Here is a 19,283-nt window from a genome sequence, read left to right as displayed (position 1 = left end):
GTGAAATGATAAAACGGATAAGCCTACGCACCGCGCTTCGGTGGCCGCAAAAGGCGTCGCGCATATGACGCCGGCTATTTTCGCCGCCTTCTGGGCGGTATCCATGCTGTTTGTCATTACGCCGGGGCTGGACTGGGCGTACATCATATCGGCAGGCATACGCGGACGGGTGGTGGTGCCTGCGGTGGCGGGCTTGCTGTTGGGGCATCTGATGGCGATAGCGATCGTGGCGGCCGGCGTGGGTGCGCTGGTGGCGGGCAATCCGCTGGCCCTCACGGTGTTGACCCTGATTGGCGCGGCTTATCTGTTGTGGATCGGTTTTAACATGCTGCTTCATCCCTCCGCGCCCAACGCGGGTGAAGGGCAGCCGTCCGGCTCCTGGCTGCGTTGGGCCGGTAAAGGGATATGCATCAGCGGCCTGAACCCCAAGGTTTTTCTGTTGTTTTTGGCGCTGTTGCCGCAGTTCACCGATGCCAATGCCGCCTGGTCGATTCCGATGCAGATCCTCGCGTTGGGCCTGTTGCATCTGGTGAGTTGCGGGCTGGTTTATCTGCTGGTGGGATGGGGGTCGCAGTCCCTGTTGCAGACACGTCCGCAAGCCGCCCGTATCGTCAGCCGCATTTCCGGCGCTGCCATGCTGTTTATTGCCATTGGTTTGCTCGCCGGGCAGGCCTTCAAATAAAAAGGGGGGAATGTGACTTCCCCCCTTCGATGCAGACTCGTTAACGGCGGATCTATTAAGCCGTTAGCTGGCCGTGGCGTGAGTTACGCGAACCGGCACCGATTTATAAGACGGGGTGCCGCTTTCCTTGTCGATATAATCCAGCGGAACCAGCACGTTCGCTTCAGGATAATAGGCCCCGACGGAGCCTGGAGCGATGTTGTAGGAGATCACCGTGATATTTTCCAGCCGCAGTTTGCGCCCGGCCACCACGGTTTCGATATCCACCAGATCACCATGTTCCAGGCCCCGCTTCTCGAGATCGATGTCGTGTATGAACAGAACATCGCGACGGCCAAATACGCCTCTATAACGGTCATCCATTGCGTAAATAGTGGTGTTGTACTGGTCATGGCTGCGCAGGGTGATTAGCCGCAGCACGTCGTCGCCCTGAACCTCGGCGTCTTCTTCTACGCCGCTGAACACCGAGAACATGGCTTTGCCGGTTGGCGTCGGCCATATGCGCTCGGTTGGCGGCAGCGGCATGCGGAACCCACCGGGTTGTGCGATACGCTCATTGTATTTATCGAAACCGGGAATGGTTTTTTCAATCAGATCGCGAATGATGCTGTAATCGGCCACCAGTTCCATCCAGGGCACCTTACTGTCTTGCAGGGTTGCCTTGGCCATACCGGCGACGATCGCCGGCTCTGAAAGCAGGAACGGGGATGCCGGTTTCAGTTTGCCGGAAGAGGCGTGCACCATCGACATGGAATCCTCCACCGTGATCGACTGGCGACCGCTGTCCTGCATATCCAGTTCGGTACGCCCCAGGCAAGGCAGGATGTAGGTTTCCTTGGCTACCAGCAGGTGTGAGCGGTTCAGCTTGGTGCCGAGATGGACGCTTAAATCCAGCGATTTCATCGCCGGGAAGCACAGATCCGGGTCCGGCAAGGCCACGGCGAAGTTACCGCCAAGGCAGATCAGCGCTTTGGAGGTGCCTTCCACCATGGATTGCATGCCTTTTACCGCATCATGCCCGTGCTCTTTCGGGGCGACAAAGCCGAACACGTTTTCCAGATTGGCCAGGAACTCTGGCGAAGGCTTTTCAGTGATGCCGACGGTGCGGTTGCCCTGAACGTTGGAATGGCCGCGCAGCGGGCAAATCCCTGCACCGGGCTTGCCGATGTTGCCGCGCATTAACAGCAGATCGGCAATCAAACGTACGTTTGCCGTTCCTTTGTTGTGCTGGGTAATGCCCATGCCGTAAGTAATGATCGTGGCTTTGGATTTCGCATAGGCCAGCGCTACCTGCTCCAGATTTTCCTGAGTCAGACCGCTCTCCGCTTCAATGTCTTTCCACGGGGTGGCGGCCAAATCCGTGGCGAATTGTTCGAAACCCTGGGTGTGTTCGGCAATGAAATCACGATCGATAACGTTGCTGCCCGCGCCCTGAGCGGCGTCATATTCCAACAGCGCCTTGGCGATCCCTTTCAATGCGGCGGCGTCGCCGCCGGCTTTAACCTGATAGTAGGTTGAAGCGATATTGGTGGAGCTGTAGGTCGCCATCTCGATAACGTTTTGCGGATCGGCAAAGCGCTCGAGCGCGCGTTCACGCAGCGGGTTGAAGACGATAATCGGTATCTGGCGCCGCGCCAGTTCGTGCAGGGTTCCCATCATGCGCGGGTGATTGGTGCCCGGGTTATGGCCAATGGAAATCACCAGTTCGGTATTGTCGAAGTCATCCAATGACACCGTGCCCTTACCGATACCTATGGATTGCGGCAGGCCAACGCTGGTCGGTTCGTGACACATGTTGGAGCAATCCGGGAAGTTGTTGGTTCCGAATTCACGGGCAAACAGTTGGAACAGGTAGGCGGCTTCATTGGAAGCGCGGCCGGAGGTGTAGAACTCAACCTGATCCGGCGACTGCATGCCGCGCAAGACTTCGCCGATGCGCTTGAAGGCATCCTCCCATTCGACCGGGCGCAGCGTATCGCTGGCGCTGTCGTAAACCAGCGGGTGCGTCAGACGGCCGTAGCCCTCCAGCTCAAAATCCGTTTTTTCCAGCAGGGAAGTCACGGTGTTGGCCGCCAGAAACTCCGGCGTTACCCGCTTGCTGGTGGCTTCCCAGGTGACCGCCTTGGCGCCGTTTTCGCAGAACTGGAAGGTCGAGTGGTGCTCTTTGTCAGGCCAGGCGCATCCGGGGCAGTCGAAGCCGTCCGGTTGGTTGGTCCGCATCAGCGTGGCCGGCGCTTCGAAGGTTTCCATTTGCGTTTTCACGGCGATAGCCGTCGCTTTCAAGGCACCCCAGCCACCTGCCGGCCCATCATAGGGCCTTATTCCGGGAACGGCGCGTTTCTTCTTCATCATATGAACTCCTACCGCCCCTGAGTGGGCGATATCTTATTGAGACCAGGTCTATTCGGTGTTCCCCTCGGGAGGCGGGATAACCGACAACTATTATTGCGGCCTGATAATGGCTACGTGCGCTTTGCCATTTCTCTGTCTGCGCCGGTGGCCAGACGGAGCGGGTGCTCAGGCGGCAATAAATCTTTTGCGGGTGAGTCACCGGGCGTGAAAAAGACGTCCGGTAACTTCACGCCCGATATTTCGCCGCCGCAAGACGGCTTTTTCACTTATGCCTGCGGCTCCGCGGGCGTTTGCGGCCCAGCCTGAGTAACAGGCGGTTCTGGTGTTGCCGGTGGGGCTGGATTCTCCTTGCTCGTGGGGATAGGTTTGTTAAACACGACCTTGTCAGTTGTTTGATCATAGCCAATCTCGACGCTGTCGCCTGACTTCAGGTTGTCGCCAAGAATTTCCTTCGCCAATCGGGTTTCCACTTCCTGGCGGATCCTGCGTTTCAATTCACGGGCGCCGAAGTCAGGCTGATAGCCCACGTCCACCAGGTGTTCCACCAGCGAATCGGCAATATTGAGGGTGATATTCTGAGCCGCCGCCGTGCGCGTTAAATGCTCAAGCTGGATATTCACGATTAAACGAATGTTTTCCTGAGACAGGGAGTTGAACACGATGACTTCATCGATGCGGTTCAGGAACTCAGGGCGGAAGTGGCCCTTGAGCACTTGCATTAATTCATCGTGAATCGCCTTGTCTGACTTGCGTTCCGCCTCCGGCAGCGAGGCGTTATTCATGATCACCGCAGAACCGAGGTTGCTGGTAGCAATGATGGTGGTGTTGCTGAAATCGACCACGCGCCCTTTACCGTCCGTCAGGCGGCCATCATCGAATACCTGCAGCAGCACGTTGTAGACGTCCGGGTGCGCTTTCTCGATCTCGTCGAGCAAAATTACGCTGTAAGGGCGGCGTCTTACACGCTCGGTCAACTGGCCGCCCTCGTCATAACCCACGTACCCCGGAGGGGCACCGATCAGGCGGGCTACGGCATGGCGCTCCATGTATTCCGACATGTCGATACGGATAATGGCCTGTTCGTCACCGAACACCGTTTCGGCGATGGCCTTGGCCAGCTCGGTTTTGCCGACGCCGGTAGGGCCGAGGAACAAGAAGGTGGCGATAGGGCGGTGTGCCTGGCTCAGCCCGGCGCGCGACAGGCGTACGGCGTCGCTGACGGCCTCGACCGCGTCATCTTGCCCGACCACGCGTTCACGCAGTTTGTCTTCCATATTGAGCAGTTTTTTCCGCTCTTCCTGGGTTAACTCGGTCACCGGGATGCCGGTCAGGCGCGACACCACTTCAGCGACGGAAGACAGGGTGACTTCCAGCGTTTCTGACCCCGTTTTGCGCTGCCAGGCTTCCGTTAACTCATCAAGACGCGCACGTTTGTCACTAATTTGCGTCTCGAAGCTTTTAACGTCGTCAAACTTTTTACGGGAAGACGCCGAGTCTTGCTCGCGTTTCAGGTGGGCGATTTCCGCTTCCAGTTCCTGAATATCAGCCGGCCGGGAGGTGGCGGAAATGCGAACGCGGGCCGCCGCCTGGTCAATCAGATCGATGGCCTTGTCCGGCAAGAAGCGTGACGTGATATAGCGATCGGACAGTTCGGCCGCAGCGACGAACGCTTCATCAACAAAGGTCACCTGATGGTGCGCTTCCAGCTTGTCGCGCAGGCCACGCAAAATGACGATGGTCTGGTCGACGGTCGGTTCCGGTACTAAAACCGGCTGGAATCGGCGTTCGAGCGCGGCATCTTTCTCGATATGCTTTTGGTATTCATTGAGGGTAGTGGCGCCAATCAGGCTCAGTTCACCGCGCGCCAGCGCCGGTTTCAGCACGTTGGCAATGTCCAGGCCGCCTTCGCCGCCGCCCTGACCGGCACCGACAATGGTATGGAGTTCGTCGATAAACAAAATCAGTTCGGCATTTTTCTCGCTGACTTCATCAATCAACTGTTTGGCGCGTTCTTCAAATTCGCCGCGGTATTTTGCGCCCGCCACCATGGAGTTGATATTCACTTCGACCAGGCGTTTGCCCCGCAGCACTTCGGGCACGTCACCTTTGACAATGCGTTGCGCCAGCCCTTCCACTATGGCGGTTTTGCCCACGCCAGGTTCGCCGATCAGCACCGGGTTGTTTTTCTTGCGGCGGGCAAGCACCTCAATGGTACTTTCAATCTCCTGCGCGCGGCCGAGCACCGGATCCAGCTTGCCCTGGCGCGCCATTTCAGTCAGATCGCGGCCAAACTTATCCAGCGTTGGCGTGCCCGTCGGGGTGTCGATACGGCCGTCTTCCGCACCTTTCCCCACAAGCTTCACTACTTTCTGGCGCAGAGCGGCTGGGGTGACGCCGTATTTTTTCAACAGGGCGCCGGCAATGCTGTCCGGCACTTCACTGAGCCCGATCAGCAAATGCTCCGGGCCAACGTAGGAATGGCCCAAATCGCGGGAGACCTGAAAAGCGTACATGAAGGCTTTTTTCAGCCGTGGGGAGACCGTCATGTCTTCCAGAGTGGCGCCGGTTTCGGCGGCCCCCTTGTAAGCATGCTGGTCAATGTAAGCCTTGATGTCCTGCGGCGACAATTTGAGTTCTGTCAGCAGGGCGGAACAGACATCGGTATCCGCCAACACATACAGCAGGTGCTCGGTATCAAGTTCACTGCGGTGCAGTTCATGCGCTTTTTCTGCCGCGCGTTGCAGCAGCTCAAGCGTTTGTTTGCTGAAGGCGTCGGTGGCATCGACGGATTCGCGCGGGACTTCCGCAGAAAACCCGGACGCTTCTTCCGCCGCTTCGTCTTCCGTTAACTCATTAAAGAAACGCGATAAGGCACCGCCGCCACCCAACAGGGAGTCGAAAGGATTGAGAATATTTTGGTGGCGCGTCAATTGCCGGTAATCGTAATCACAGATGGCAATGGATTTCCTCTGACCATTTTGCATTACTGTCACACGGCCCGATGCCGGGCGGGCATGACAAATATCACATAAAATAGGCATGGTGAATTAACTCCTATCAAGTTAAAGCGATTTAACTTCAATAAAACAGGCGTTTTGGATATGTCTGTTATTTATTTAACCTTGTCGGATTAAATAATGGTGTTAGCGAATTTAATGCCGGCTCCTTATGGATGGTGGTGAGTTAAGGCATCGTTATTACAATGCCAGATGACGAAATAAGGGATATTCAGCATTTTTCAGTAAAATGCTGAATGCGTTACCCTTGATTGTGCTTTTATCGGTAGTGACGTTAATGACTATTGGGCGGCACACTGCGCGTCGACAAGGCTTCTAATAATGTCAGCGATGGAATAAAGAATAATCCGCCGGTAACGGCATGGCTGAAATCCAGTAAACGATCATAATTACCCGGTGGAAGGCCAATAATCATATTTTCAAGCATCTGTTCGATCGGCGCCGGGGAGCGGGCATAGCCGATAAAGTAGGTGCCGAACTCGCCCATGCCGGGTCTGCCGAACGGCATGTTATCGCGCAGGATCTTTACTTCGTTGCCGTTCTCGTCTTCCAGCGTGGTGAGGGAGCTGTGGGATGAGGAAGGTTTTACGTCGGCATCCAGCTCAATATTGGATTGTTTATGGCGGCCGATAATGCCCTCTTGCTGTTCAACGGTCAGTGCATTCCAACCTTTCATATCATGCAGATACTTCTGCACCAAGGCGTAACTGCCGCCGGCAAAGGCGCGGTCTTCATCACCCACCACGGTGAAGTCGATGGCTCCGTGGCCTTCGGGGTTTTCGGTGCCGTCGACAAAGCCGATCATGGCGCGTTGATCGAAATAACGGAAACCCTGAACTTCATCCACGACGGTGACGGCATCGCCGAGTTTATTCAGCAACTGGGTCGCCAGCTCAAAGCACAGATCCATCTCTTCGGCACGAATATGTAAGAGAATGTCACCGGGCGTAGCGACGGCGACACGGCCGCCGGATCCTATTTCACGAAAAGGATGCAATTGCGCCGGGCGCGGAAGGCCGAAAAGCGTATTCCAGGCGGTGGAACCGAATCCGCAGACGCATGACAGCCGCCCATCCGGCGATCTTTTCGCTACCGAGCGCACTACCGCCGCCACGTCGGCACACCAGTTACGTACGGTGGCGTGGTGTTCCGGCGTGTTTGTTATTGTCGCGACAATGAAGATGGCACTGCGCGTAACAGGGCTAAAAACTGCCTGTGAATCATCATAATACGTGCTCATAAGTCGTCTACCATCCAGTAAAGGTTAAATATGATATTTAAAAAGCAACAATAACTGATGTAAAACGCATTAAATATAGAGCTACCTTTTTTACTTTGCATTGTCAATGTTGAAACAACCTTTCCAAATAGCATATCAAAACTTAACAAGGTGCGTGATAGATTGTATCTATTGCGCAATAAAATTAACCAATTTGACGAAATGTTATTGGCAGGTAAAATTAATTCACAAGGCGAGGGAAACTGAGAAAAACCAAGAGAAAATTAGCTGAGAAAAAAGGGCGGTAAGTTCGGAAGACATGCCGTTAAAATTTAAAATAAAATCATCTGCGTCGCTGAGGCGCGTCGAGGCTAATTAATTAGCCCGGTTCTAACTATGTTCGTGCCCATAAACCAACCCTTGGGGCACCCGCAGGCCTGTTTCGATAAAAACACGGCCAGGAAAGAAAATTATCGGCATTAAAAAATTACGGCATGAGGTTTTCCTCATTTTTTGCGTGGCTCATGTAAAAGTGGTGGCCAGCTTTTTAATGGATATCGTGCAGTGACCTGGAATAGCAATATAACTCATGGTTTATAAACTTATCAAAATGGTGATACACAGGGGTGAACAATGTTGGGATTAGATGCCTTCCATTTAGCGAGGATACAGTTTGCCTTTACTGTCTCCTTTCATATTATTTTTCCGGCTATTACCATCGGGCTCGCGAGTTTTCTGGCGGTGCTGGAAGGTTTGTGGCTGAAAACGCGTAATGACACCTACCGTGAGCTTTATCATTTTTGGTCGAAGATATTTGCGGTCAATTTTGGTATGGGGGTGGTGTCAGGTCTGGTAATGGCTTACCAGTTTGGCACCAACTGGAGCGGTTTTTCGCAGTTCGCCGGCAGCATTACCGGGCCGTTATTGACCTATGAAGTGCTTACCGCTTTCTTCCTGGAAGCCGGTTTCCTCGGGGTTATGCTGTTTGGCTGGAACCGGGTAGGGCGCGGGCTGCATTTCTTTGCGACCTGTATGGTCGCGCTGGGGACGCTCATCTCGACCTTTTGGATCCTGGCCTCGAACAGCTGGATGCACACGCCGCAAGGCTATGCGATCGAAAACGGCATTGTGATCCCGGTCGACTGGCTGAAAATTATCTTTAACCCGTCATTCCCCTACCGTTTATTGCACATGTCTACCGCCGCTTTCCTGGCCAGCGCCTTCTTCGTCGGGGCATCGGCTGCTTGGCACCTGCTGCGGGGCAATGATTCGCCGGCGGTGCGCAAAATGTTTTCCATGGCGCTCTGGATGGCGCTGTTTGTCGCCCCGATTCAAGCGGTTATCGGCGATGCTCACGGCTTGAATACCCTGGAGTATCAACCGGCGAAAATTGCCGCCATTGAAGGCCATTGGGAGAACAAGCCGGGTGAAGCCACGCCGCTGGTGCTGTTCGGCGTGCCGGATATGGAACAGGAAAAAACCCGTTACAAGCTGGAAATTCCTTATCTGGGCAGCCTGATCCTGACGCACAGTCTCGACAAGCAAGTACCGGCGTTGAAAAGCTTCCCTAAGGAAGATCGCCCGAATTCCACCATCATCTTTTGGTCGTTCCGCGTGATGGCCGGTTTGGGCATGCTGATGATTCTGCTTGGCGTCGTCAGCGCATGGCTGCGTTGGAGAGGCCGTTTGTATCAGTCGCGTCCTTTTTTGTGGTTCGCGTTGTTAATGGGGCCTTCAGGCCTGATTGCGTTGTTGGCCGGATGGTTCACCACTGAAATCGGTCGTCAACCCTGGGTGGTCTATGGGGTGCAACGGACCCGCGACGCCGTTTCCGCGCACGGTGATATGCATATGACCTTCAGTCTGCTGGCCTTTATCGCGGTGTATTGCTCGGTGTTCGGCGTTGGCTATATGTACCTGATGCGTCTGATCAAGAAAGGCCCGGGGAGCGACGATACGCATGGCGCCGTTGTCGACGGCACGCCGGCTCGTCCGCTGTCTGCGGTTCAGGATCCTTTGAACAAGCCGGAAGGGAGAAACTAACATGGGCATCGATCTTTCAATTATTTGGTTCACCATCATCGTATTCGCCACCTTGATGTATATCGTGATGGATGGTTTCGATCTCGGGATTGGTATCCTGTTTCCGTTTAATAAGGATGCCACCGAGCGCGACATGATGGTCAATACCGTGGCGCCGGTCTGGGACGGCAACGAAACCTGGCTGGTGTTGGGCGGTGCGGCGCTGTATGGCGCTTTCCCGCTGGCCTATGCCGTTATCACCGATGCGTTGTCCATTCCGCTGACCGCGATGCTGATTGGCCTGATCTTTCGCGGCGTGGCGTTTGAATTCCGCTTCAAGGCCACGCCGGAGCATCGTCCGTTTTGGGACAAGGCGTTTATTGTCGGCTCGATCCTGGCGACCTTCAGCCAGGGGGTTGCCGTCGGGGCAATATTGAATGGCTTCGAGGTCACCGGCCGCGTCTACAGCGGTTCGGCACTGAGCTGGCTGGCGCCGTTCCCGCTGTTCTGCGGCCTCGGCCTGGTGGTCGCCTATGCGTTATTGGGCTGCACCTGGCTGATTATGAAAACGGAAGGGGCCTTGCACCGCAAGATGTCCGAGCTGGCGATCCCCTTGACGCTGGTGCTGCTGGCCGCCATTGCCATCATCAGCATCTGGACGCCGTTAGCGCACCGAGATATTGCCGCGCGCTGGTTCACCGCGCCGAATATCTTCTTGTTCCTGCCGGTGCCGTTGTTGGTTCTGGCCTTTGCCTGGGGCATCGTGCGGGCGGCGTATAACCGCCGGGCCAGCTATGGTCCGTTCCTGATGACCCTGGGCTTGATGTTCCTTGGTTTCAGTGGCCTGGGGATCAGTATTTGGCCGAATATCATCCCACCGTCGATCTCCATCTGGCAGGCGGCATCACCGCCTCAAAGCCAGGGCTTTATGTTGGTCGGCGGGTTGCTGATTATCCCGGTCATCCTGGCTTACACCTGCTGGAGCTATTACGTGTTCCGCGGAAAAATCAAACCGGACGAAGGTTACCATTGATCGATAACGTTGCCAGGAGATGAATATCATGAAACCTGTGACAGACAGCCACCCGGCCTTTTGGCGGCGCTTGATGTGGATGATGGCCATTTGGGCCGCCAGCGTGCTGGCCCTCGGCGTAGTGGCATCGGTATTTAAACTGCTGATGGTCGCAGCCGGCATGAAGTCTCACTGAAAAAACAAGCAGCCAGGCTATGGGGTTAACAGATAGCCTGGCTTTGCTTTTCGGTCAGCCCCGGGGCAATCAACAGCAACGCCATTATTTTCCGCTCTGACACTTAAGTCATAAGTGCCTGATGATTTCTTGTTACCGCTCATTTGGAAGGTATTGCAGATGTCGACATTTACCGATCCCTGGGAACGTAAGTTCTATTATTTGCGGCTCTCCATTACGGATGTGTGTAACTTCCGTTGCAGCTACTGTTTGCCTGACGGGTATCGTCCCACCGGGGGCAACAACAAAAGCTTTCTGACGTTGGATGAAATTCGGCGGGTTACGCGGGCTTTTGCCGCCTGCGGCACGGAAAAGATCCGTCTGACCGGTGGCGAACCCTCACTGCGCAGAGATTTTGTCGAGATCATTGAAACCGTCAGACAAAACCCGGAAATCAGCAATATCGCCATGACCACCAATGGTTACCGCATGGCGCGTGATGTGGCACGTTGGCGGGCCGCTGGGTTGACGTCCATTAACGTCAGCGTGGATAGCCTGGACGCCAACCAGTTTCACGCCATAACCGGCCAGGACAAGTTCAGGCAGGTCATGGACGGCATTGACGCCGCCTTTACGGCGGGGTTTGACAAGGTCAAGGTCAATGCCGTTTTGATGCGCGGGATCAATCATCATAGCCTGCAGACGTTCCTTGACTGGATTAAGCACCGCCCGATTCAGCTGCGTTTTATCGAACTGATGGAAACCGGGGAAGGACGAGACCTGTTTCGCCAACATCATATTTCGGGAGAGGTGATCCGCGAACGCCTGGTCGCCATGGGGTGGCAGCGCCGGGAACGAGAGCGCAGCGCAGGCCCGGCTCAGGTGTTTTTCCACCCGGATTACCAGGGGGAAATCGGCCTGATAATGCCGTACGAAAAAAACTTCTGCGCCAGTTGTAACCGGCTGCGGGTTTCCGCAACGGGGAAGTTGCACCTGTGCCTGTTTGGTGACGGCGGCATTGGCTTGCGTGACCTGTTGCAGGCCGACAGCAGCCAGCAAGAGTTGCAGGAGCGTATTGCGCACAGTTTATTGCAGAAAAAGCAAACGCATTTCCTGCATCAGGGGAATACCGGCATCACGCAAAACCTGTCGTTTATCGGGGGGTAAATTTTACTGGAGAAAGACCATGACCACACGGGGGGATCATGATTGACGTTTTATTCTTTGCTCAGGTACGTGAGCTGATCGGTTGCAACCATCTGCAACTCCCTGCCGACTACGCCACGGTGGCGACGTTACGTCAGGCGCTGTCGCTAAAAGGCGACCGCTGGGCACTGGCGCTGGAGGGCGATAAACTTTTGGCTGCGGTAAACCAAACGCTGGTGCCTTTCGATCACCCCTTGAATGCCGGTGATGAAGTGGCCTTTTATCCGCCGGTAACCGGGGGTTGAGATGCAAAACAAAATCATCGTCGATACCGAGAGTTTTGATATCGCACGGGAACATCAATGGCTATCAGCCTCAGAGACCGAGGGCGCCGTGGTCACTTTCGTCGGCAAAGTAAGAAACAATAATCTGGGCTTTGATGTCAATGCCCTGACGTTGGAACATTATCCCGGCATGACCGAAAAGTTGTTGGCGCAGATTGTTGATGAAGCCCGCTTCCGTTGGCAACTGGGGCGGGTGGTCGTGTTTCATCGCATTGGCGAGTTGCGGGCAGGCGATGGCATCGTTTTGGTCGGCGTCAGTAGCGCTCATAGAGCCGACGCCTTTCTTGCCGCAGAATTTATTATGGATTATTTGAAAACCAAAGCGCCATTCTGGAAAAAGGAATCAACGCCGCAGGGCGAACTATGGGTTGCCGCAAGGGATAAAGATTGCGCGGCAGTTGAACGTTGGTAGTTATCTGAACATTTGATTCCCATCAGGCTTCGGCACGGTGTACACCGTGCCGAAGAGCGGCGTCAGATCAGATTGAAATAACGGTCGGGTTTGAGCAGGGCAGGCAGAGGTTTTTGATTGTTCATTTCCATCAGATTACGTTCGATGGTATTGCAGATGGCATTCAATGGCAGATCATTGGCGCTGGTACCAAAGGGGTCTTCCAGCTCTTCGGCCAGTGAGTCCCAGGATAAAAAGGTATAGGAAATAAACACGGAAACGAACGGCGTCATGTAATGCAAATCAGAAACCAGCGCAAACGGCAGCAAGGAACAGAATAAATATACGGTGCGTTGCAGGATCAGCGTGTAGGCGAAAGGCACCGGCGTGTTGGCTATTCTTTCGCAACCGCCGAGAACATGTGCGAGTTCATCCAGTTTATTATCGAGCATTTTATAGGTGACGTCGCTTAATTTACCCGCCAGACGCAATTTGCCAATCTCATCGCCCAATAATAACAAGACTCTGTTAGTGGGCATTGGGCTGGCGATGATCTCCGAGAAAGCCTCTCGCGGTAAAATGCGATATAAGTCAGCCGTGGGATCGGTGTTTCTTAATTGGTGCTTCAAACTCCAGCTAAACGCAATAAGATATTTTGCTATTTCCTCATGATTTTTTTTATCTTCCGGAAGCAGGTTTTTTAATTGTCTCAATAATGTGCGCTCCGCTATCAGCAGGGTTCCCCATAACATTCGCGCTTCAACAAAGCGGCTGTAGCTGGCGCTGTTGCGAAAACCCAGAAAAATAGCGATGGCGATCCCCAACAGGCTGAAGGGGGCAATGGTGAGATGTATGCCAAGTTGTTCATACCATTGGTAAATGATAATGGCGACAATAGACATGAGGATATTTAAAAACAGGCGGAAGGTGATTTTTGACAACACCGAACCGTGCCAGTCAAACAGGCGGAGAAACCAGTGTTGGTTTGGGCGAATAATCATGGGTTTACTACTCCCTGGTAGCTTACTTTTGGCTGTGATTGTTTTAGTGATGAATAATGATCATGGCCGATAATATGTAACAATATATGAGATTTTCTCATTGGCAAGTGAATGTTTACTGTATGACATAGGGCGATGATGATCAGACTCTCTGAGTCGGTGTTTAAATTATCTGATTTATTTATTCAATAATCAATACATCCAAAAAATAATTAATATTGTGCTGCTAAGATAAATAAGAGTTATTGAATGACCCGCCGTTTTTACGCCCCGTTTTCGTTTAATGGCCGAGACGCGGGGGCTAAATGAGAATAAAGAGTATTTTCTGCCGACGGAATGCCCTGCGCGTTGCCGGGATGTGCGGATTGCGATTCGTCTCGGTTTAAGGATACGCTTGCCCTGGGCTCTGGTATTCTTATGGAGCGTGTTGTGAGTTGGATGTTCTCCGGAGCGGCAAATCCAATCCGTTTGGTGTTGAAGCACAGCGAGCTCGTCGGGTACTTTGCGTGTTGGCGTGCCCAAACCTGTACCCCATTCATTTCATGAAAAGACCAACCCCAGGAACCGCAATGCCTGCCAGTCAAACCTCTAGGAGCACTCTCTGATGCTGGAGATGTTATTACAGTGGTACCGTCGTCGCTTCACCGATCCGCAGGCTATCGCCCTGCTGGTGATTCTGGTCGCCGGGTTCCTCATTCTCTATTTTCTGCATGGTATTTTGACGCCGCTGCTGGTGGCCATCGTGCTGGCGTATCTGCTGGAGTGGCCGACCGCGCGGCTGCAGCGTATCGGCTGTTCGCGCAACTGGGCGGCGAGCCTGGTGATGATCATGTTCGCCGGCATCGCGATGCTGCTGGTGTTTGTGGTGGCGCCGACCGCCTGGCAGCAGGGCATCAACCTGATGACCGATCTGCCGGGGATGCTCAATCAATTCTATAACTTTGCGGCGACGCTGCCGAAGCGTTATCCGGCGCTGGTCGATGCCGGCATCATCGATATGATGGCGGAGAATCTGCGCGGACGGCTGTCGGGCATGGGGGAGTCGGTGGTGAAATTCTCGCTGGCTTCACTGGTCGGGCTGCTGACGCTGGCGATTTACCTGATTCTGGTGCCGATGATGATGTTCTTCCTGCTGAAGGACAAAGAGCAAATGCTCAACGCGGTGCGCCGCGTGCTGCCGCGCAATCGCGGGTTGGCGGGCCAGGTGTGGATCGAGATGAACCAGCAGATCACCAACTATATCCGCGGCAAGGTGCTGGAGATGGTGATCGTCGGCGTGGCGACCTATCTGGTGTTCGTTATTTTGGATATGCGCTATTCGCTGCTGCTGGCGGTGCTGGTCGGTTTCTCGGTGCTGATCCCTTATATCGGCGCGGTGTTGGTGACCATTCCTGTGGTGGTGGTGGCGATGTTCCAATGGGGCGTCGGCGCCGATTTCTGGACGCTGATCGTCGCCTATCTGGTGGTGCAGGCGCTGGACGGCAACCTGTTGGTGCCAATCCTGTTCTCCGAAGCGGTCAATCTGCACCCGCTGGTGATTATTCTGTCGGTGATTATCTTTGGCGGACTGTGGGGCTTTTGGGGGGTGTTCTTTGCTATCCCATTAGCCACGCTGGTGAAGGCGGTGATACACGCCTGGCCGGATGAACTGCGGGTGGAAACGGAACAAGATTAAGCGGAAATGACGAAGCGCAGCAGGCCGCTGCGCTTCGTGAGCATTATTGCTGCAGGTAACTCAGAACGATGTCGTGATGATTGGTGGTTTTGAAATCATCAAACACTTTCTCGACTTTACCCTTGGTATCAATCAGGAAGCTGATACGGTGAATGCCGTCATAGGTTTTCCCCATAAAGGTTTTTTCACCCCAAACGCCGAACTGCTGCGCCACCTGATGATCCTCATCAGATAACAGCGTGAAATTTAACAACTCTTTCTCGGCAAAACGCGACAGCTTCTCTGGTTTATCCGTGCTGATGCCCAGCACTTCGACACCTGCTTTTTTCAAGTCATCCATGTTATCCCGCAGACCGCAGGCCTGAACGGTGCAACCCGGCGTCATCGCCTTCGGATAAAAATAAACAAGCACTCGCTGTCCCTGGAAGTCGGCCAAATTAATTTCCTCACCGTCTTGGTCAGGCAAACTAAATTTCGGCGCTGTGTCACCGGCTTTCAATGGGCTCATCACTACTCTCCATCTTTCTCATCATGCTGTGGATAGTTAACAACGCTAATACTGCCTTGTGCGTTCAATTCTGTACATAGGTGATGGAAGGCTTGCTCAATATTTGATGCATCCGCGTTGCCGGGGCTGTGCGCGGTGATCTGAATGTAAAGCTGCGGCGGCAGGTGACCTTCCGCCGGTTGGGTTCTGGACACCAGCTCGGCAATGTTCATCTGGCTGGAGTCGAACAGATCGGTGAAGCGTTCAATGATGTGCGGTGAGTCTTTCACCTCAACCTGCACCCACACCGTGGCCGGCATCGGCGGCCTTTCATGCGAATTGGTGCGTTTCATCACAATCAGCAGCTCCATCTCCGCGCCTTTTTGCGGCAGAGTGGATTCAATCAGGGTAATCGCGTTCCAACTGCCGGAAAGCAGCATGATGAAAGTGAACTCCTCACCCAGCATGGCCAGACGGCTATCTTCGATATTGCACCCGCAGCTGCTGACGTGGCGGGTGATGGCATTAACGATTCCGGGGCGGTCGGCGCCGAGCGCGGTAATCACGAGATAGTGTTCATCTGGCTTAGGCAAAATGGATCTTCCTGTCGTGCTCAATGGGGTTACCATGGTAAACATAAAAAAAACCGCCTGCCAAGCGCTTACAACGCTGTTGTTTGCTTGCTTTTGGATAGGTAGCAAAAGTACCATGAGTGACTTGTTTGTGGAGGGGACGGCCAATGTTTACGGGAAGTATTGTTGCACTGGTTACGCCGATGGACGACAAAGGTGCTGTCGATCGTGCGAGCCTAAAAAAACTGATTGATTATCATGTAGCCAGTGGGACCTCGGCCATTGTTTCCGTAGGGACGACCGGCGAGTCCGCAACGCTTGCCCATGACGAGCACGTTGAGGTGGTATTGCAGACGCTGGAACTGGCCGCGGGCCGCATTCCGGTGATCGCCGGTACGGGCTCCAACGCCACCGCCGAAGCCATTTCGCTGACCAAAAGCTTCGAAAACACCGGCGTAGTAGGGTGCCTGACGGTAACGCCTTACTACAATAAGCCGACCCAGGAAGGGCTGTACCAGCACTTCAAGGCGATTGCCGAAAGCACCGAGCTGCCGCAGATCCTCTATAACGTGCCTTCACGCACCGGTTGTGACATGCTGCCGCCGGTGATTGCGCGTTTAGCAAAAATTAAGAATATTGTTGCCGTTAAAGAGGCAACAGGGAACTTAAGTCGTGTAAGTCAGATCCAAGTGCTGGTTGATGATGAAGATTTCATTTTGCTGAGCGGCGATGACGCCAGCGGTCTGGATTTCATGCAACTGGGCGGCAAAGGGGTGATTTCCGTGACGGCCAACGTGGCGGCGCGTGAAATGGCGCAGCTTTGCACGCTGGCAGCGCAGGGCAACTTTGCTGAAGCACGCCGCCTAAATCAGCGCTTGATGCCGTTGCATCAGGATTTGTTTGTAGAAGCAAACCCAATTCCGGTGAAATGGGCCTGTAAGGCATTGGGATTGATGGCAACCGATACGATGCGTCTGCCTATGACGCCGTTGACCGACGCTGCTCGTCCGATCGTTGAGCGCGCGTTAAAAAGCGCCGGTTTGCTGTAACTCTAAGGGAAATTTGATGGTTTATTCATTGCAAAAGTCGACGGTAGCAAAAGTCGTGGGTATTTCGCTGGTTATGATGCTGGCCGCCTGTACCACCGATCAGCGTTACAAACGCCAGGTCAGCGGCGATGAGTCTTATCTCAACGCGTCGGAGCTCAAACCGTTGAACGCGCCGGCCGGTATGATCCTGCCGGTGCAGAGCGGGAATTATGATGTTCCGGCAACCACGCAGAAAGGCGGCGTTGGCAAGCAACTGGATATTCGCCCACCTGTGCAGCCGTTGGCGTTGCTGAGCGGTTCACGCGCGCAGTATGCCGGCGACAGCGGTACGCTGCTGCTGGAAAACAGCCCGCAGAACCAGAACCTGTGGTCACGCGTCGTCAGCATGTTGCAGACGAAAAATATCGCGATTGCCTCGCGTCAGGACGCCGGTCAGACCCTGACTACCGACTGGGTGAAATGGAACCGTCTGGATGAAGACAACCAGTACGAAGGCCGCTACCAGATCAGCGTGCAGCAGCAGGGTTACCAGCAGGCGCTGGTGGTGAAAACCGTCGGTTTGCAGCAGCAGGGTAAAACCGAGCAGATTACCGATCCTTCCGAAGTGCAGCGCTACAACGGCATGATGATGAACACCATCGTTGAAGGCCTGGACAAGCAGGACAACCTGGTGAGCAGCCAAACCGCTAACCGCTTCGGCGCGCTGGACGTGCAGAGTGGCGCGGATGACACCGGCTTGCCGATGTTGGTCGTGCGCGGTCCTTATACCGTAGTGTGGGATCGCCTGCCTGCGGCGTTGGAAAAACTGGGGATGAAAGTGGGTGACCGCAGCCGTCCGCAGGGCACCGTCGCCGTGACCTACAAATCCCTGAGCGGTAGCGACTGGGATGCGTTGGGCGCCAAGGATCCTGAACTGACCGAAGGCGATTACAAACTGCAGGTCGGTGATTTGAACAACCGTACCAGCCTGCAATTTATCGATCCGAAAGGGAAGCCGTTGACCCAGTCGCAAAACGACGGGTTGGTTGCGGCATTCCAGGCTGCGTTCAGTAAAACCAGCGTTAAATAACTAAAAAAGGGGCTGCGGCCCCTTTTTGTTTTATCTGCACGGTATCGTTTGCGTTCCAGGTTTGGCACAATATGCCCATGTGTGTTGTTAAAGCATTCGTTGTATAAATTTTATACCCAGTAGATTTCAAGCGACAGCCAACAACGCTGTTGTTTGAAAGATGAAGGGTATTCTTTTATTGGAGTAATAAGATGCAAAAAATAGCTGAGTTGTATCGCGGAAAGGCAAAAACCGTCTACACCACCGAAAACCCCGATCTGCTGGTGTTAGAGTTCCGCAACGATACGTCAGCACTGGATGGTCAGCGCATTGAGCAGTTTGATCGCAAGGGCATGGTGAACAACAAGTTCAACCATTTCATCATGAGCAAACTGGAAGAAGCCGGCATTCCGACGCAAATGGAACGCCTGCTGTCCGACAACGAAGTGCTGGTGAAGAAGCTGGACATGGTGCCGGTCGAATGCGTGATCCGCAACCGCGCCGCCGGTTCGCTGGTGAAGCGTTTGGGCATTGAAGAAGGCCTGGTGCTGAACCCGCCGCTGTTCGATCTGTTCCTGAAAAACGATGCGATGCACGATCCGATGGTCAACGAATCCTACTGCGAAACTTTCGGCTGGGTGAACAAAGAGCATCTGGCGCGCATGCGTGAGCTGAGCTACAAAGCGAACGACGTGCTGAGCAAGCTGTTTGACGATGCGGGCCTGATCCTGGTCGACTTCAAGCTGGAGTTCGGTCTGTTCAACGGCGAAGTGGTGCTGGGCGATGAGTTCTCGCCGGACGGCAGCCGCCTGTGGGACAAAAACACCCTGGACAAGATGGACAAAGACCGTTTCCGTCAGAGCCTGGGTGGCCTGATTGAAGCCTACGAAGAAGTTGCGCGCCGCATTGGCGTGAAACTGGACTAAGCGTCCTCCCGCAATACGGGGCTATCCTGCCGGAGCGCCCCGTCATTTATTCATTTTCCCTTCCGCCTGCATTTCCAGAAAAATTCTACATTTCCCGCCTCGTTAACCATTTATAATGGCAATCAGTGGGCTAGTTTCCTACGATTATTAAAAACCTAATCTGGA

General features: G+C 54.2%; 17 protein-coding genes. 11 read left to right on the top strand and 6 right to left on the bottom strand.

Annotated elements, in window-relative coordinates; all coding sequences use genetic code 11:
- Positions 1-64 precede the first annotated feature (64 nt).
- Entirely contained in the window at positions 65-682 is a 618-nt protein-coding gene (locus ACUTQW_RS19530; RefSeq protein ID WP_122290197.1) for a LysE family translocator, read from the top strand.
- Positions 683-745: 63 nt separating this feature from the next.
- Here ACUTQW_RS19530 and ACUTQW_RS19525 read toward each other — a convergent pair whose 3' ends face one another.
- The 3 genes from ACUTQW_RS19525 to ACUTQW_RS19515 all read right to left on the bottom strand — a co-directional run bounded on the left by ACUTQW_RS19525 (position 746) and on the right by ACUTQW_RS19515 (position 7,291).
- Positions 746-3,034 carry an FdhF/YdeP family oxidoreductase gene (locus ACUTQW_RS19525; RefSeq protein WP_445654936.1) on the bottom strand — a complete coding sequence of 763 codons (2,289 nt, stop codon included), beginning with the start codon at positions 3,032-3,034 and terminating at the stop codon, positions 746-748.
- Between the two features lie 266 nt (positions 3,035-3,300).
- Positions 3,301-6,075 carry an ATP-dependent Clp protease ATP-binding subunit gene (locus ACUTQW_RS19520; RefSeq protein WP_004951859.1) on the bottom strand — a complete coding sequence of 925 codons (2,775 nt, stop codon included), beginning with the start codon at positions 6,073-6,075 and terminating at the stop codon, positions 3,301-3,303.
- A 250-nt stretch (positions 6,076-6,325) separates the two neighbouring features.
- The gene (locus ACUTQW_RS19515) at positions 6,326-7,291 is read right to left on the bottom strand and encodes a Dyp-type peroxidase (RefSeq protein ID WP_006327185.1); all 966 of its coding nucleotides are present in this window, start codon (positions 7,289-7,291) and stop codon (positions 6,326-6,328) included.
- 612 nt (positions 7,292-7,903) lie between these two features.
- Between ACUTQW_RS19515 and ACUTQW_RS19510 the strand changes: the two genes are divergently transcribed.
- From ACUTQW_RS19510 to moaE, 6 genes are all read left to right on the top strand, one after another.
- Entirely contained in the window at positions 7,904-9,313 is a 1,410-nt protein-coding gene (locus ACUTQW_RS19510) for a cytochrome ubiquinol oxidase subunit I (protein ID WP_004951855.1), read from the top strand.
- A 1-nt stretch (position 9,314) separates the two neighbouring features.
- Positions 9,315-10,325, top strand: coding sequence for a cytochrome d ubiquinol oxidase subunit II (gene cydB / locus ACUTQW_RS19505; protein WP_062789548.1), 1,011 nt, complete (start codon positions 9,315-9,317; stop codon positions 10,323-10,325).
- Positions 10,326-10,353: 28 nt separating this feature from the next.
- Positions 10,354-10,500, top strand: a complete 147-nt coding sequence (locus ACUTQW_RS19500; RefSeq protein WP_006327183.1) for a DUF2474 domain-containing protein — start codon at positions 10,354-10,356, stop codon at positions 10,498-10,500.
- Between the two features lie 159 nt (positions 10,501-10,659).
- The gene (gene moaA, locus ACUTQW_RS19495; RefSeq protein ID WP_004951851.1) at positions 10,660-11,646 is read left to right on the top strand and encodes a GTP 3',8-cyclase MoaA; all 987 of its coding nucleotides are present in this window, start codon (positions 10,660-10,662) and stop codon (positions 11,644-11,646) included.
- A gap of 38 nt (positions 11,647-11,684) precedes the next feature.
- Positions 11,685-11,930 (top strand): molybdopterin synthase sulfur carrier subunit, encoded by a 246-nt coding sequence (gene moaD, locus ACUTQW_RS19490; RefSeq protein ID WP_004951848.1) that lies wholly within the window; start codon positions 11,685-11,687, stop codon positions 11,928-11,930.
- A 1-nt stretch (position 11,931) separates the two neighbouring features.
- Positions 11,932-12,381 (top strand): molybdopterin synthase catalytic subunit MoaE, encoded by a 450-nt coding sequence (gene moaE / locus ACUTQW_RS19485; RefSeq protein WP_020439555.1) that lies wholly within the window; start codon positions 11,932-11,934, stop codon positions 12,379-12,381.
- A gap of 62 nt (positions 12,382-12,443) precedes the next feature.
- Here the strand turns inward: moaE and ACUTQW_RS19480 are convergent, their stop codons facing one another.
- Entirely contained in the window at positions 12,444-13,361 is a 918-nt protein-coding gene (locus tag ACUTQW_RS19480; protein WP_004951843.1) for a bestrophin family protein, read from the bottom strand.
- 604 nt (positions 13,362-13,965) lie between these two features.
- Between ACUTQW_RS19480 and ACUTQW_RS19475 the strand changes: the two genes are divergently transcribed.
- On the top strand, positions 13,966-15,036 hold the full coding sequence (locus ACUTQW_RS19475) for an AI-2E family transporter (protein WP_004951839.1): 1,071 nt from the start codon (positions 13,966-13,968) through the stop codon (positions 15,034-15,036).
- A 43-nt stretch (positions 15,037-15,079) separates the two neighbouring features.
- On the opposite strand, the gene bcp is transcribed toward ACUTQW_RS19475, so the two are convergent.
- Both bcp and ACUTQW_RS19465 read right to left on the bottom strand, forming a co-directional pair.
- A complete protein-coding gene (bcp, locus tag ACUTQW_RS19470) occupies positions 15,080-15,544 on the bottom strand; it encodes a thioredoxin-dependent thiol peroxidase (RefSeq protein WP_006316879.1) in 465 nt (154 codons plus the stop codon).
- Positions 15,545-15,546: 2 nt separating this feature from the next.
- Positions 15,547-16,152 (bottom strand): glycine cleavage system transcriptional repressor, encoded by a 606-nt coding sequence (locus ACUTQW_RS19465; RefSeq protein ID WP_196229885.1) that lies wholly within the window; start codon positions 16,150-16,152, stop codon positions 15,547-15,549.
- A 110-nt stretch (positions 16,153-16,262) separates the two neighbouring features.
- On the opposite strand from ACUTQW_RS19465, the gene dapA reads away from it, so the two are divergent.
- The 3 genes from dapA to purC all read left to right on the top strand — a co-directional run bounded on the left by dapA (position 16,263) and on the right by purC (position 19,118).
- The gene (gene dapA, locus ACUTQW_RS19460; protein WP_004951829.1) at positions 16,263-17,144 is read left to right on the top strand and encodes a 4-hydroxy-tetrahydrodipicolinate synthase; all 882 of its coding nucleotides are present in this window, start codon (positions 16,263-16,265) and stop codon (positions 17,142-17,144) included.
- A 16-nt stretch (positions 17,145-17,160) separates the two neighbouring features.
- Positions 17,161-18,213, top strand: a complete 1,053-nt coding sequence (gene bamC, locus ACUTQW_RS19455) for an outer membrane protein assembly factor BamC (RefSeq protein ID WP_004951828.1) — start codon at positions 17,161-17,163, stop codon at positions 18,211-18,213.
- A gap of 191 nt (positions 18,214-18,404) precedes the next feature.
- Positions 18,405-19,118, top strand: coding sequence for a phosphoribosylaminoimidazolesuccinocarboxamide synthase (gene purC, locus ACUTQW_RS19450; RefSeq protein ID WP_004951825.1), 714 nt, complete (start codon positions 18,405-18,407; stop codon positions 19,116-19,118).
- Positions 19,119-19,283 lie beyond the last annotated feature (165 nt).

The organism is Serratia sp. TSA_7 (genome assembly GCF_052692135.1).
The sequence above is the reverse complement of the archived record's forward strand: the minus strand, read 5'-3'. Positions and strand labels throughout refer to the sequence as shown.

What these genes read in the sequence shown, in the direction of transcription:
- ACUTQW_RS19530 (WP_122290197.1), top strand. Translation starts at nt 65, where the DNA reads ATGACGCCGGCTATTTTCGCCGCCTTCTGGGCGGTATCCATGCTGTTT.
- ACUTQW_RS19525 (WP_445654936.1), bottom strand. Translation starts at nt 3,034, where the DNA reads ATGATGAAGAAGAAACGCGCCGTTCCCGGAATAAGGCCCTATGATGGG.
- ACUTQW_RS19520 (WP_004951859.1), bottom strand. Translation starts at nt 6,075, where the DNA reads ATGCCTATTTTATGTGATATTTGTCATGCCCGCCCGGCATCGGGCCGT.
- ACUTQW_RS19515 (WP_006327185.1), bottom strand. Translation starts at nt 7,291, where the DNA reads ATGAGCACGTATTATGATGATTCACAGGCAGTTTTTAGCCCTGTTACG.
- ACUTQW_RS19510 (WP_004951855.1), top strand. Translation starts at nt 7,904, where the DNA reads ATGTTGGGATTAGATGCCTTCCATTTAGCGAGGATACAGTTTGCCTTT.
- cydB (WP_062789548.1), top strand. Translation starts at nt 9,315, where the DNA reads ATGGGCATCGATCTTTCAATTATTTGGTTCACCATCATCGTATTCGCC.
- ACUTQW_RS19500 (WP_006327183.1), top strand. Translation starts at nt 10,354, where the DNA reads ATGAAACCTGTGACAGACAGCCACCCGGCCTTTTGGCGGCGCTTGATG.
- moaA (WP_004951851.1), top strand. Translation starts at nt 10,660, where the DNA reads ATGTCGACATTTACCGATCCCTGGGAACGTAAGTTCTATTATTTGCGG.
- moaD (WP_004951848.1), top strand. Translation starts at nt 11,685, where the DNA reads ATGATTGACGTTTTATTCTTTGCTCAGGTACGTGAGCTGATCGGTTGC.
- moaE (WP_020439555.1), top strand. Translation starts at nt 11,932, where the DNA reads ATGCAAAACAAAATCATCGTCGATACCGAGAGTTTTGATATCGCACGG.
- ACUTQW_RS19480 (WP_004951843.1), bottom strand. Translation starts at nt 13,361, where the DNA reads ATGATTATTCGCCCAAACCAACACTGGTTTCTCCGCCTGTTTGACTGG.
- ACUTQW_RS19475 (WP_004951839.1), top strand. Translation starts at nt 13,966, where the DNA reads ATGCTGGAGATGTTATTACAGTGGTACCGTCGTCGCTTCACCGATCCG.
- bcp (WP_006316879.1), bottom strand. Translation starts at nt 15,544, where the DNA reads ATGAGCCCATTGAAAGCCGGTGACACAGCGCCGAAATTTAGTTTGCCT.
- ACUTQW_RS19465 (WP_196229885.1), bottom strand. Translation starts at nt 16,152, where the DNA reads ATGGTAACCCCATTGAGCACGACAGGAAGATCCATTTTGCCTAAGCCA.
- dapA (WP_004951829.1), top strand. Translation starts at nt 16,263, where the DNA reads ATGTTTACGGGAAGTATTGTTGCACTGGTTACGCCGATGGACGACAAA.
- bamC (WP_004951828.1), top strand. Translation starts at nt 17,161, where the DNA reads ATGGTTTATTCATTGCAAAAGTCGACGGTAGCAAAAGTCGTGGGTATT.
- purC (WP_004951825.1), top strand. Translation starts at nt 18,405, where the DNA reads ATGCAAAAAATAGCTGAGTTGTATCGCGGAAAGGCAAAAACCGTCTAC.